The sequence below is a fragment of the Arenibacter lacus genome (assembly GCF_008711145.1).
Taxonomy (GTDB): domain Bacteria; phylum Bacteroidota; class Bacteroidia; order Flavobacteriales; family Flavobacteriaceae; genus Arenibacter; species Arenibacter amylolyticus.
Window position 1 is genome coordinate 1 of sequence record NZ_VVIN01000072.1, and the last position, 14197, is coordinate 14197.

Annotated in this window: 9 protein-coding genes; all 9 read left to right on the forward strand. The window is 36.1% G+C overall.

The features are described from left to right. Positions 1 to 86: 86 nt before the first annotated feature. A complete protein-coding gene (locus tag F1E73_RS15000) occupies positions 87 to 1487 on the forward strand; it encodes a nucleotide sugar dehydrogenase (RefSeq protein ID WP_150452380.1) in 1401 nt (466 codons plus the stop codon). Positions 1488 to 1723: 236 nt separating this feature from the next. After that, positions 1724 to 2752 carry an NAD-dependent epimerase gene (locus tag F1E73_RS15005; protein ID WP_150452381.1) on the forward strand — a complete coding sequence of 343 codons (1029 nt, stop codon included), beginning with the start codon at positions 1724 to 1726 and terminating at the stop codon, positions 2750 to 2752. Positions 2753 to 3633: 881 nt separating this feature from the next. Continuing rightward, positions 3634 to 5418 (forward strand): Ig-like domain-containing protein, encoded by a 1785-nt coding sequence (locus F1E73_RS15010; RefSeq protein ID WP_150452382.1) that lies wholly within the window; start codon positions 3634 to 3636, stop codon positions 5416 to 5418. Positions 5419 to 7362: 1944 nt separating this feature from the next. Beyond that, positions 7363 to 8667, forward strand: coding sequence for an oligosaccharide flippase family protein (locus tag F1E73_RS15015; protein ID WP_150452383.1), 1305 nt, complete (start codon positions 7363 to 7365; stop codon positions 8665 to 8667). Continuing rightward, on the forward strand, positions 8664 to 9845 hold the full coding sequence (locus tag F1E73_RS15020; RefSeq protein WP_150452384.1) for an O-antigen ligase family protein: 1182 nt from the start codon (positions 8664 to 8666) through the stop codon (positions 9843 to 9845). Before F1E73_RS15015 ends, F1E73_RS15020 begins: the two co-directional genes overlap by 4 nt. Before the next feature lie 88 nt (positions 9846 to 9933). Next, entirely contained in the window at positions 9934 to 11070 is a 1137-nt protein-coding gene (wecB, locus tag F1E73_RS15025) for a non-hydrolyzing UDP-N-acetylglucosamine 2-epimerase (protein WP_150452385.1), read from the forward strand. Next, positions 11070 to 12281, forward strand: a complete 1212-nt coding sequence (wecC, locus tag F1E73_RS15030) for a UDP-N-acetyl-D-mannosamine dehydrogenase (RefSeq protein ID WP_150452386.1) — start codon at positions 11070 to 11072, stop codon at positions 12279 to 12281. The genes wecB and wecC overlap by 1 nt, the downstream gene beginning before the upstream one ends. A 17-nt stretch (positions 12282 to 12298) precedes the next feature. Further along, positions 12299 to 13363 carry a glycosyltransferase family protein gene (locus F1E73_RS15035; RefSeq protein WP_150452387.1) on the forward strand — a complete coding sequence of 355 codons (1065 nt, stop codon included), beginning with the start codon at positions 12299 to 12301 and terminating at the stop codon, positions 13361 to 13363. Between the two features lie 18 nt (positions 13364 to 13381). Then, positions 13382 to 14197: UDP-N-acetylglucosamine 4,6-dehydratase family protein (locus F1E73_RS15040; protein ID WP_150452388.1), on the forward strand; the 816-nt coding region annotated here is incomplete at its 3' end.

Sequence of the window (14197 nt, forward strand, 5' to 3'; positions counted from 1 at the left end):
TCGATAAAATGCGACTACAAATCACAAAACAACGAGGTAATTTGATTTTATTTGTAATATTTGCATTCAATCTATAGGATTATACCATGAGAAAAATTTCCAAAATTTGTTGTATCGGAGCCGGATATGTAGGTGGCCCCACTATGTCCGTAATTGCACAACAGTGCCCGGATATTCAAATTACCGTAGTAGATATTAATGAAGCGCGAATTTCACAATGGAATGACCCCAATTTAGACAACCTACCTATCTATGAACCTGGATTGGCAGAGATTGTAGGTGCCACTAGAGGGAAAAACCTTTTTTTCTCCACAGAGGTAGATAAAGCTATTGATGAAGCCGAAATGATATTTATTTCTGTAAACACCCCTACCAAGACTTACGGGAAAGGAAAGGGACAAGCGGCCGATTTAAAGTTTATAGAACTTTGCGCCCGAAATATTGCCCGGGTAGCCAAGGACGATAAGATTGTAGTAGAAAAATCTACCCTTCCAGTTCGTACCGCCAGTGCCATAAAGAGCATTTTGGACAATACCGGCAATGGGGTAGATTTCGAAATACTATCCAATCCGGAGTTTTTAGCGGAAGGAACAGCTGTGAACGACTTGCTAAATGCAGACCGTGTATTAATTGGGGGTGACGAAACCCCTTCCGGAAAAGAGGCCAAAAACATCCTTAGTGCCATTTATGAAAAATGGATTCCCAAAGAACGCATCCTTCAGACCAATGTATGGTCTTCGGAACTATCAAAATTAGTAGCAAATGCTTTTTTGGCGCAACGAGTATCTTCCATCAATTCCATTTCGGCGCTTTGCGAAAAAACAGATGCCAATATTGCGGAAGTATCAAGGGCCATAGGGTACGATAGTAGAATTGGACCAAAATTCCTTAATTCCTCTGTCGGATTTGGCGGTAGCTGCTTCCAGAAAGACATCCTAAACCTAGTGTATATCGCTAGAAGCTATGGATTACAGGAAGTGGCTGACTATTGGGAGCAGGTAATAATTATGAATGATTACCAAAAAAAGCGTTTTGCCGATACCATTGTCTCCACCTTATACAATACCGTTTCCGGAAAGAAAATTATTTTTTACGGATGGGCCTTTAAAAAAGATACCAATGATACCCGGGAATCTGCTGCGATTTATGTGGCAGATGCCTTGTTAGAGGAAAGAGCGGAGATAGTGGTCTACGATCCAAAGGTCTCAGAGGAACAGATCTATGCCGATTTGAATTACTTAAACACTAGATCGCCAGAGGAGAATAGAAGATTGTTAAAAGTTGTTGACGAACCTCTAAGTGAAACTCAGGACGCCCATGCCATAGCTATTTTAACGGAGTGGGACGAGTTTAAGACCTATGATTGGTCCCTTATCTATGAGAAAATGTTGAAGCCCGCTTTTATTTTTGACGGAAGAAGATTGCTGAACAAGAAAAAACTTACCGAGATAGGGTTTAATTTTTATAAGATTGGGGAGTCTAATTAAGCGTATTTAATGTTTTTCAGTAGTAAGGCAGTGGGTTTATATTAATGAAATATGCTGGCGATGAGTTGTAAGTTCCTGTGTACGCTTTACAAAAGACCTTGAAGAAAAAGAGGTTTGAGGAATTATAGTGAAGATATTTATTAAACCATTTTAACTGACAAGAATAAAAGTACTTATTTTCAATATACCTTTTCACACTATTACAAGGAAGTAAATAACTCCTATAAATTTATCTTATGAAAATTTTAGTAACCGGTGCAGCAGGATTTATTGGCTTTTACGTCGTAAAATCCCTTATTTCTAAAGGTCACACGGTAGTAGGTCTTGACAATATAAACGACTATTACGATATAAATCTTAAATATGCCCGGTTAAAGGAGCTAGGGATTGAGAGAAAAAAAAGTGAAAAGTTTAACGAATTGAGCAATAGTGAAATATATCCTAGCTCTTTTTCGTTTGTCCGTCTTAATCTTGAAGATCGTGTCCTACTTCCCCAACTGTTTAAACAACAAAATTTTGATGTCGTTTGCAACTTAGCGGCCCAAGCAGGAGTACGCTATAGCTTGGAAAATCCCCACGCTTATGTAGATAGTAATATCGTAGGTTTTCTAAATATTTTGGAATGCTGTAGACACCACCAAATTAAGCATTTGGTATATGCCAGTAGTTCCAGCGTTTATGGAATGAATAAAAAGGTCCCCTTTGAAACCACGGATAATGTGGATCACCCTATTAGCCTATATGCCGCAACCAAAAAGAGCAACGAATTAATGGCCCATACCTACAGCCATTTATACAAGTTTGCTACCACCGGTTTACGGTTCTTCACTGTTTATGGTCCCTGGGGAAGACCCGATATGGCAATGGCCCTATTCACCGAAGCCATGATAACTGGAAGGCCAATAAAAGTATTCAATAAAGGGGAAATGGAACGCGACTTCACCTACATAGATGATATTACCGAAGGGGTTGTACGCGTTTTAGAAAAAGATCTCTCCAAGCGTAGCGCTACCAAGAATTATTATAAGCTCTATAATATTGGCAATAACAAGTCCGTTAAATTAATCGATTTTATAGAGGCAATAGAAACAGAACTTGGTGTAGAAGCCAAACGCGAGCTTCTTCCCATGCAACCCGGTGATGTTCAAAGAACCTGGGCAAATGTGGACGACTTGATTAAGGATTACAACTACCGTCCAAGCACTCCCATACAGGAAGGCGTGGCCCAATATGTAGCCTGGTATAAGGAGTATTATAAATTATAAGAATTAAATCCATTCTTCATTTACAAGTAACCAATCTTGTTGTTCAGCCATCCGGCCTCGGAATCTAGTTTTCCAATTTTACTTTTCACCAAAAGATTGATCTAAATTGCAAGAAGTTTGTGTGTCCCAATTGATATATACTCGGGATATAATGCAACTGTAACCATAAGCATTCATAAGTACAATTGCTTTGTAGTCTTAAAGATACTTGGCCTTTTTATAATGCCCTAAATATTCTTCTTGACCAATGCATAGCAAAGGAATAAACATCCATACCAAATCCCATCCGAAGTACCGAACCCAGCATATTTTCTAATCCTATTACCTACTTATTCTGATAATTGTAATGAAACTAGCATTCTTCATTTCTCAGTTCCCATAATAGGTAAGGTTACAATAGGAGCTAAGGTTTAATGACATGTACTGAAGGTAGAAACAAACATCTTAGTTTAACCCCTAAACGCCGAATTTATGGCTAACTAATCCCTTCAGGAAGGATGCCTTTATATACGTTTTAACTAGTTAATTAGATCTCATAAATCTGGCAAGTGAACAAATATCTGTGCAGTTCATCGATAATAGTCTTAAAACTATGTTAAACCAACCCCTTAGGGAGTCCATCTACAAATTCCCTGCGTATAAAGTCTGTGTTCAATCATGAACTGGTTTGGAACCAAGATTAGAACCAGAAAAGTATTTGTAATAAAAATCCTTAAATCTAAAAGAAAATGTAGTACCCTAACAACCAAGTCTTTATGTTTATTTTGACAGAATTGTGCATTTCATCGAAAAAACATCACCTTTTGTCGGTTGAAATGTAAAAAATAAATAATATTGCTCGGCTTTAATCGTTAAGGTAATGCCCTAAATTTAAATTACTTATGAAAATTTACCCATTAAACACCCTTAAATTATCCCTTTTAGCGTTTGTGTTATTTTTCGGTTATTCTTGTAGCAAGGACACCGATCTTATTGCAGACTATGTAGTGGAAACCCCAAACACTGTATTAGCAAATGCTGTTGTAACCACTTTGGCCAACAATCCAATTGTGATTGCCCCCTTAAAAGACGAGGTCATCACAGTTCCTGAAAATGTAATAATTACTGAAGTTACCCCTCCTACTCTAGGTACTGCCGTTGTTAATAATGACAATACCATTACCTATACCCCAGACGAGGATAAGAGTGGAACAGATGAATTTGATTACACCGCTACCGTTACCAACCCGGATAACTCAACCACTACCGCTACCGGGAATGTTACGGTAAATGTGGGTGAAGCGAATAAAGCTCCAGCACTATCCGGAGATAACATATATTATGTAACCACTAGCGGAAAAAGTACCAATACAGGTGCTGATGAAGCAAACGCATGGGACATAACACATGCTTTTAAAACTGCTAAGGCCGGTGATATTGTATATGTTAAAGCAGGAAATTATGGAGCCTTAAATTTGTCAATATCTCAATCAGGTACATCGGGCAATGAATTACAGTTTATTGGATATAAAAATCAACCCGGTGATATAACCGCTGTTAATGGCTCTACATTCAAATATAATGAAAGCACATTTTCTACAAGTGATTATCCTACCTTAGTTGGTGTAAGAAGTGGTGGTAATGTTTCTGGTATTGGTATTGAAGTCAAAGGAGATTATGTAACGATACATAATTTTCAGATTAAGGATAAGAAAGCCGGAATAAATAGTTATGGAAAATATAACAAATTGAACAATGTTATAATTTTGGAGATGGGAAACTATACTGGATATAGTGGAACCGGAGTAATAATGAACGGAGATTATAGCCAAATGACTAATTCATTCATTAAAAATGGGGTTCAATTATTTACGAATACCAAAGGAGATTATCAGTTAATAGACAACAATTGGCTTGGCTGTGATCAAACAGCAAGTAACGATTATAGCACTGATTACTATTTAATGTTGACCGGCAGCGGAGGAAATGGTGCCGATAATAATACCATCAGCAACAATACAATTTATAGGCAACCAAAACAATACCACCAGGCTCACGGATTAATAATAAAAGGTCATGGACAATATAATAATTTAATTAATAATACACTTATCAATTGTCCCTTGGAGCTCTCTTTTGACCAAGTAGCTTTCAATACAATAACGGGTGGTACCATTACTGGTACTGGAGCTACCGGAGATGGAGGCAATGTTAAGTATGCATTTATTCTAATTGCCAATGGTGCCCATCACAATACGTTTCAAGATATGACAATTACAGGTGATACTGGGGTTAGATTCTCAGATTGGAACGATGGTTGGACTCCTAGCCCTGATACGGATGCTGAAGATGCCGGACACGACAACCTTTTCAAGAATATCCATTTTGACAACCTTTTATCAGGAATAGAATTCGCTTGGCATTGGAAAGGACCCGGAGCAGCCAAAGACAATATTTTTGAAAACTGTACATTCACCAATATACAACAAGAGTTGTTTAGAACTGAAAGACCAAACAGTGGCACTATAATGAGAAATTGTACTTTTGCTAATAATACTACGGCGATATATAACCAAGACACAAAAAACCTATCAATGGTCGCGCCTAAAGGAGTGAAAAAAGCTCTAAATGTAAGTTTTGAAAACTGCACTTGGGAAAATAATGCCTTTACAGTGCCAGTTTTATAAAAATTCATTGTCATTTTAAAAGGATAAAAATAAGGCCGTCTCATTATATTTAATGGGACGGTTCTATTTTATTAATTCTCCTTAGAAGCAAGGTCTGTTTTTCGTGAATGGTTCAAAATGCAACAGATTGCTCACTTTTATAGTGCATTTTTCTAATTTTCAGGAACAATTGCCTACAACCTAAACATCAACTCTTCCATTTTTCTCATAGTTGTTAATAATTAATAGAATAGGTTTTGCTTTATATGACCAAAATAGTTGTTTACGTTTTCCCGTTTGAATCACTAAATTTCCGATAAATCCTATGCAGTAACCTGGGGTGTGGATGGGCTCAAAATTACCAATATCATTTTTTTAAATTCATCCTATCATCGGGGATCCTTTGCACGTAACTATAGAATACATCTCTAGATTAACCACTAACAGCCATAAAGTTATTAAGAAATAAATTTCACAATTAACTAAAACTGCCTATTGCGGCCTAAGCAGAAAAATTTCTCCAATATTCTTATGCAGAGTATGGTATACTTAGGATTCATATTCTGTCCTACCCTAGACTTTACTTCCGTAATAAACTGGTCGTACCAAAAATAATAGGCCTTAAATTATTCGCTTCACGGTCCAATCCGGCCCGCTTTTGCTTTAATTGTTTCATTCTTTTAAGTAGACTTTTTATCTCCGTAATTCCAGAGTTTTGGGGCAATACCTTTATTTAGTAAAACGAGGTTTCATATCTGCATTCCCATATATAATTGATGGTAAAGAGCTCTCTTTATCCTAATTACCGTATCCAAACATTTTTCATGGAATATCCTTTCCAAGCCAGGAACTTCGGATCCCAGCATTAATTCTGGACAATCTTCAAGGAAATCATGACACTTTTCCCAGAGCTATTCTGCCATGTACTCCTTACTTACCTATAGAATCCTGCCCAAGTTAACTCTATACCACGTGTAACTCTGTCAACCTCAACGCATGCCCTATAGTCATGAGTGTACGAAATTAAATCATCTATAACATTAAAGGATAATTAATTTGCATATATGCATGTAGATAATTTTCAATTAGCTGTACCTGAATCATCAACAAATATTGAAATCGCTTATCTCGTTTGCTAATAAGCATATTAAATTTAAGTAGTCGATCTTCGCATTCCCAGTCCTTTGGCAGAAAAGATGACAATCCTACACACAGGCTTCAATTTAATCTTTAAAAGCTGTAAAGCACCATTAGACACACCCAATTTTAAGTTTTAAAATTGAATTAAGCAGGCTATCATTGTCCTAATACAGCAAATACCACAACTATTCTTTCATATTATTCCATAAAAGCAAATGTCTAACTTATAATATGTTTTTATTTTACTGCGTACAAAGTGCTCGTTGCTAATTCCTAAATTATAAACATTTATATAAACCGACCTTAAAGTCAACAGGATTCCCAAAACATCTAAGGTTCCTACTCGAACTATAGTCTTTTCATTATATTTTCATTTGACTTTGACAGTTTAATGTTAATACGTGCTATCCAGCATTAATATTACCACTACAACATTTTGTGCTAAAATTCGGCCTATAATATTTGGATATCTGAGACTAAATATTAGTATCACTTTACTCTTTTCTTAATGAACGGTAAATGTATCTAGCCCTACCTTTCATAAATACATAAGTCTTAAAAGTCTAATTTATATGGAGAGGATCAATTGAAAAGTGTTAATAGTATTTAAGCAGATTTCCATATGTTTTAATATTATCAATTTTCCTAAGCTCCATTTAAACAAATATTGTTATTCAACCAAGAAATTGGCATTCCTATGAGTTTTATTTTGTTATGGTGAAAAAAACAGGACATTCGTACTATGAGTCCGCAAACGACACAGTAATTTAATTCTTAAAATATTAATTCGTTTAACTAATAATAAAATTGAGCTACCTTATTTCAATGTCTTATTTATCTAGTTTAACAAGTCGGTTGAAGAATAGTAAATTGGCAAATGACTCATTTTGGGCTATATTCGGTAATGCTGTAGGTAAGGGTTTCTCACTATTGACCGCAATAATAATTGCCAGAATATTGGGTAAGGAGTTATACGGGGAGTATGGTATAGTATCTAGTACCATAGGCGCTATATTGATTTTCTCTAATTTTGGGCTTAATTTTACTTCAACAAAATATATTGCTGAATACAATTCCACTCAACCAGAAATTTTATCACAATTAATCAGATCCTGTCAGACTTTGACTTTGATATTTAGTGGTTTGGCTACCATCATCCTATTCGCTTTGTCGGAAGAAATAGCTACTTCACTACTTAAGCTGCCAAAATTAGCTCATTTTCTACAGGTTATATCCATTGGCATACTAATAGGGTCAGTTGGAAGGACTCAAGTAGGAATCCTTGCCGGGTTGGGCAAATTTAAAGAACTGGCAAAAATCAACACTTTTATAGGAATAGGTAATTTTATATTCGGAGTAACCTTAACCTATTTTTATGGGCTCTTAGGAGCTTGTCTAGGATTGGTTTTGGTTCAATTTATACACTACCTATTTCTAAGATACTACATTCGTAAATTTATTGCTCCTATAAAAAGTGAGTCAGCCAATAAGGTGTCCCTACGTGAAATTCTAAATTTTTCCACGCCTGTTGCACTCCAAGAAGCGCTATATTCCATATTAACTTACGCAACCGGATTATTGTTGGTGCAAATGTCTACTTATGGAGAGGTGGGGTTAAGCTCTGCTGCCACTTATTGGAGTGCCATTATACTCTATATTCCCGGTATACTAAGAAACGTAATACTGTCCCATTTATCTGCAAACTTGGAAAATATTAAAGCGCGAATTAGAATGTTGCGAATAATTTTAGCCTTTAATTTTGGTGTTACTTTTTTACTTTCACTCATTGTTTATTTGCTTTCCGATTATATCGCAATTTCTTATGGGGATAACTTTTCTGGACTAAAGGAGGTATTAAATATTTGTGTTTTCACTACTATTTTCACAAGTATGAGTAATGTTTATGCCCAAGCATACATGTCTGAAAACAAAAATTGGTTAATGCTGTTATTCAGAATAATTAGGGACGGTTCCATTTTTCTAATTGCCTATCTGTTATTAAAGGAATACAATGGTCTAAATGGGGCATTGTCCTTGGCAAAAAGTGCGCTGTGGGCCAATATTCTTTTTCTTATCTTGATGGGGTTGGTATATGAATTAAATCTACATAGAAAACTGAATAGGAAATGAAAAAGCTTGTCTTCTTTATGTCATTCTTTTTATATAGTGGATATTATGCGGGTTTGGCAATAATTTTCGCTTTAAATCTTTCGCACTTATCAAGGTACTATTCCATACCTATTAGAGCTATTCTTATTTTAGTTATGCTCTATATACTTCTTAAAAATTGGAGGAATTTGTTAAATCATAAACTGTCTATATACATTGGTTTCTTTGTTGTTTTCTGGGGACTTTATACAATAAAGGTGTTATATACCCAAAACCTTTCAATTGGACAGAGCTTGAGTAAAGATTGGTTTGAATTCATCTTTTTTGGGCTAACTTATGTAATCATTCCTTTTTTCACGTTTTTATCCTTAGATCTAAAAACATACAAAAACACCATATTGAACGGAATGATTTTTTCCGGTTTTTTAATGGGAATAGTTTCTACCTATATTTATGGAGATTTATTAATCTCGGGGGTAGGTAGAATTAGTTTAATTACATACGAAACAGGTGAAAGTGTGTTGAGTCCATTAGCATTGTCTTATGCGGGAGCTTTAACTATTGTATTATGTCTATCCAAATTAATATTCTCAAAAGATATTAAACGAAATGAATTCGTATATTTAACAATAACTATAGTATTTTCATTTGTCATGTTTCTTCTGGGCTCTTCCAGAGGTTCGGTTATTGCTCTTTTACTAACAATTCCTTTATTTCTTTATTATAGTCCATTAAAACAAAAGGTTAAGTTTATGGGACTATCAACACTTTCCATACCAATTATTTATTGGGCGATAGAAGCAAGCGGAAGTACTATCTTTGAACGTATCAGTAACACGAAAGAAGATCAGGGAAGTGGCCGAGATTATCTCTGGAGAAAAGCACTGGCTCATTTTATAGAAAATCCAATCTTTGGTGGAAAAGTTGAAATTGGGGGTATTTATCCTCACAATCTCATTATTGAAATATTGATGTCCACCGGCATCGTAGGATGCTTCCTTATTTTATCTGTAATTACTAAGGGTTTTTCACTTGGTTTTTTACAATCAAAAATGGATAACTCGAATTTATTCATAATTCTTATTATGATCCAAGGATTTGTGCAGCATTTTTTCACAGCTGGCTTTTACACATCAACCCTTTTGTTTGTTCCAATCGCACTTACCTTTAATATAAAAAACAAAAATGTATACAAGTAAAAAATACAGTTGAATACACAACATACCATATAAATAACAACCAACAAAATGGATACAGCTTTCTAAGCATCCTCTAAAATAATGAATCATGCAAAAAGTCATATTAAAGAAAAACCTCATAATTTTCGGAACTCGCCCCGAGGCCATAAAAATGGCACCTCTGGTAAAAGAATTCTTGAATAATGAATTTTTTGAAACTAGGGTCTGTGTAACCGCACAACATAGGGAAATGCTAGACCAGGTGCTAGATTTCTTTGAAATTAAACCGGATTACGACTTAGATTTAATGAAACCTGGCCAAAATCTTTATGGTCTTACAGCTGCTATTATTACAGGACTACAACCTGTTCTTGAAGATTTCAATCCGGATTTTGTATATGTCCATGGCGATACCACCACTACAATGGGCGCAAGTATCGCCTCCTTTTATTCCGGTGCTAAAGTTTGTCATGTGGAAGCAGGTTTGCGTACCTTTAACAAGAAGTCCCCTTTTCCTGAAGAAATTAATCGAACCATAACGGGTCGGGTTGCCGATTATCATTTTTCACCGACTCAGACTTCCTATGACAATCTCTGTAATGAAGGTATCCAAAAGGAACATATATTAATTACAGGCAATACTGTAATTGATGCCTTACAGCATAGTGTCTCCAAAGTAGATGTCATAAACGATAATGAAATAGAGGAATTAAAAAGAAATATAGATTTTACTAAAAAAATCATACTGGTTACTGGGCACAGAAGAGAAAACCATGGGGAAGGATTCATAAATATTTGTAACGCCCTTAAAGAGATAGCTGCCTCGGTTCCAAACCTACAAATAATTTATCCCGTACACCTAAACCCAAAAGTGCAAAAACCAGTTTATGAGATTTTAGGCAATTTGGATAATGTAAAGCTTATTGCTCCCCTTGCCTACCCAGCCTTTGTTTGGCTCATGAACAAATGTGAACTGGTTATTACCGATAGTGGAGGGGTTCAAGAGGAAGCGCCAAGTTTGGGAAAGCCTGTTTTGGTTATGCGGGATACAACCGAAAGACCCGAGGCAGTAGACGCCGGGACTGTCATTTTAGTAGGGACAGACAAGGAAAAAATAGTCCATGAAACCCTTGACCTACTAAATAATAAGAAACGTTACTTAAAAATGAGCCAACTTCATAATCCCTATGGAGATGGAAAAGCAAGTAAACGAATTGTGTCATTTATGCTAAACATAGAAAAATAATGAAAAACACAGAAGTAGTTATCTTAGGCCTCGGTTATATCGGCTTGCCTACCGCTGCATTGATTGCGGAAGGGGGTACACAAGTATTTGGAGTAGATATAAACGAAAAAGTGGTAGACACCATCAACCGTGGAGAGATTCATATCGTAGAACCTGCATTAGGTGAGGCGGTATCCAACGCGGTAAGCAGCGGATTGTTAAAAGCTGGTACTACTCCCATTTCGGGGAACACCTATCTTATTGTGGTCCCAACCCCATTTAAGGATAAAAATGAACCTGATATTTCTTTTGTTATAGCGGCAACCAAAGCTATAATCCCAATGCTTAAGGAAGGGGATTTATATATTATAGAATCCACTTCGCCCGTAGGAACTACTGGTAAGATGAAGGATTTAATCTATCAGGAGCGGCCTGAATTAAAAAATAAAATTGCCATAGCCTATTGCCCCGAAAGAGTCCTGCCCGGAAATGTTATGCACGAACTAGTGAATAACGATCGTGTAATTGGGGGCATAGATGAAGAGTCTACAAAAAGAGCACTATCCTTTTATGCAAAATACGTAAAAGGTGAACTTCATGCCACCAATGCCAAAACAGCCGAGATGTGTAAATTGGTGGAAAATTCTTCCCGGGATGTACAGATAGCTTTTGCCAACGAACTATCCTTAATTTGTGATAAGGCAAACATCAACGTATGGGAACTAATTTCCTTGGCAAACAAACATCCTAGAGTTAATATTTTGCAGCCAGGATCAGGAGTTGGTGGGCATTGCATTGCAGTAGACCCGTATTTCTTGGTTTCCGATTATCCTATGGAATCGAAAATAATCAGCACTGCGAGACAAGTTAATAACTATAAATCCTTTTGGTGTGCTGAGAAAGTACAGCAAGTAAAGTTGCAATTTGAGCTTCAAAATGCCCGAAAACCCAAAATCGCCTTAATGGGACTGGCCTTTAAGCCTAATATTGATGATCTGAGGGAGTCACCTGCAAAATATGTTGCGCAAAGAGTTTTACATAACGCAGATAACGAGGAGTACTATATAGTAGAACCCAATATAAAAGAACACAATGTCTTTAAACTAACCGACTATGAAGTAGCATATGCAAAGGCAGATATAGTAGTTTTTTTGGTAGCCCACAAAGAATTTAAAACATTAATAAGGGTTTCCGAAAAGATTATATTGGATTTCTCTGGTGTATTTAAATAGAAATTAATAATTAATATATGTCAAAACCCAATCTATTAATTATTCTGGCCCAGTCCTTGGAACAACCAAGAATTGTGAAAAGAATAATTGAGAAATCATTTCAATTTGAAAATATCCAGGTATATGGATTTAAAAGAACAATTCACGCTGTAAACAATTATGGCGTACTCGAGGATTACCCAAACGTTGATGTAGAATTAGTTGGCACCTTTTCCGACAATAATTATTTAAGTCGAGTTAGGGGATATGCTAGATTATTATCCATTATCCATAGGAATCACGGCTTCAAAAAAAAACACTTATATGTTTTTGGATTGGACCTAAGAATTATTAGCTTTTTACTATTCAATTCTAAAATAGAATATGAAATCAGTGACATTATGTGGTTATATAAACCGAAATTAAAACGGGTATTTCTTAAAAACATTGATGCTTTTTTAGTTTCAAGATCCAATAGGGTGATTTTTACTTCAAAAGGATTTTACGATATATATTACAAAAGGTATAAAAACGAAAATCAAATAGTAATCAAAGAAAATAAGTTTAAAACTTATGGAAAAGTTCAGCCTATAGAAAACATCAAGTCCGATACGCTAAGGATAGCTTATATTGGGGCCTTCCGTTATACCGATATAATTGAAAATCTAATAAAGGTTGTAGGCCAGAAAAAAGATGCTGTATTAAATTTTTATGGAGATGGAAGTTTTTACATCGTACAGATCATCAAAAAAAACGCAATGCTGCATCAGAACATTCACTATCATGGAGCTTTTAAAAATCCGGATGATTTGCAAAAAATATATTCAGAGAACAATATCAACTTTGTAGTGTATGACAATAGATTGGACAACGAAAAAGTAGCCATGCCAAACAAATTTTATGAATCTGGTTATTTTAATATACCCATAGTATGTGCCGATAACACCTATGTAGGCAAGAGAGTTTTGGAACTTGATATGGGATGGACTACAGGTATAACTACAAAGGAATTGTCAACCTTTTTCAATAATTTATCAATCACGGAAATAATAAAATGTCATAAAAACATTACCAAACTTAACAAAGAACTTTTTCAGAGTTAATCGATAAAAATTGATCCTATGTTCAAAGATAAAACGCTACTTATCACCGGAGGTACAGGTTCTTTTGGGAATGCGGTACTGAATCGCTTTCTGGAAACCAATATTAAGGAGATCCGCATTTTTAGTCGGGATGAAAAAAAACAGGACGACATGCGGACACAGCTAAAAAATGAAAAGGTAAAATTCTATATTGGAGACGTGCGGGACTACAATAGTATTGCTAAAGCCATGCAGGGGGTAGATTATGTCTTTCACGCTGCAGCCCTGAAACAGGTCCCCTCTTGTGAATTTTTTCCATTGGAAGCTGCCAAGACCAACGTTTTTGGCACTCAAAATACCATAGACGCCGCCGTGGCCAACGGGGTTAAACGAATTATATGTCTTAGTACCGATAAGGCCGCCTACCCCATAAACGCCATGGGGATCAGTAAGGCCTTAATGGAAAAGGTGGCCATAGCCGCCTCTAGGAACATTCCCAATGATAGTACTATTGTCTGCCTCACCCGATACGGGAACGTAATGGCCTCCAGGGGATCTGTTATTCCTCTCTTTGTAAAGCAGATTAAGGAAGGTACCCCGCTGACCGTTACCGATCCCAAGATGACCCGTTTTTTAATGTCTCTGGAAGATGCCGTGGATTTGGTAATATTCGCGTTTCTCAATGGAAACCAAGGGGATCTATTTGTTAACAAGGCGCCTGCCAGTACCATAGGTGATTTAGCTCAGGCTATTAAAGAATTATTTAAGGCGAACAATGAAATAAAGGTTATTGGTACCAGACATGGAGAAAAATTGTATGAAACCCTATGCACTAGGGAGGAAATGAAAAAGGCC

What these genes read in the sequence shown, in the direction of transcription:
- F1E73_RS15000 (WP_150452380.1), top strand. Translation starts at nt 87, where the DNA reads ATGAGAAAAATTTCCAAAATTTGTTGTATCGGAGCCGGATATGTAGGT.
- F1E73_RS15005 (WP_150452381.1), top strand. Translation starts at nt 1,724, where the DNA reads ATGAAAATTTTAGTAACCGGTGCAGCAGGATTTATTGGCTTTTACGTC.
- F1E73_RS15010 (WP_150452382.1), top strand. Translation starts at nt 3,634, where the DNA reads ATGAAAATTTACCCATTAAACACCCTTAAATTATCCCTTTTAGCGTTT.
- F1E73_RS15015 (WP_150452383.1), top strand. Translation starts at nt 7,363, where the DNA reads ATGTCTTATTTATCTAGTTTAACAAGTCGGTTGAAGAATAGTAAATTG.
- F1E73_RS15020 (WP_150452384.1), top strand. Translation starts at nt 8,664, where the DNA reads ATGAAAAAGCTTGTCTTCTTTATGTCATTCTTTTTATATAGTGGATAT.
- wecB (WP_150452385.1), top strand. Translation starts at nt 9,934, where the DNA reads ATGCAAAAAGTCATATTAAAGAAAAACCTCATAATTTTCGGAACTCGC.
- wecC (WP_150452386.1), top strand. Translation starts at nt 11,070, where the DNA reads ATGAAAAACACAGAAGTAGTTATCTTAGGCCTCGGTTATATCGGCTTG.
- F1E73_RS15035 (WP_150452387.1), top strand. Translation starts at nt 12,299, where the DNA reads ATGTCAAAACCCAATCTATTAATTATTCTGGCCCAGTCCTTGGAACAA.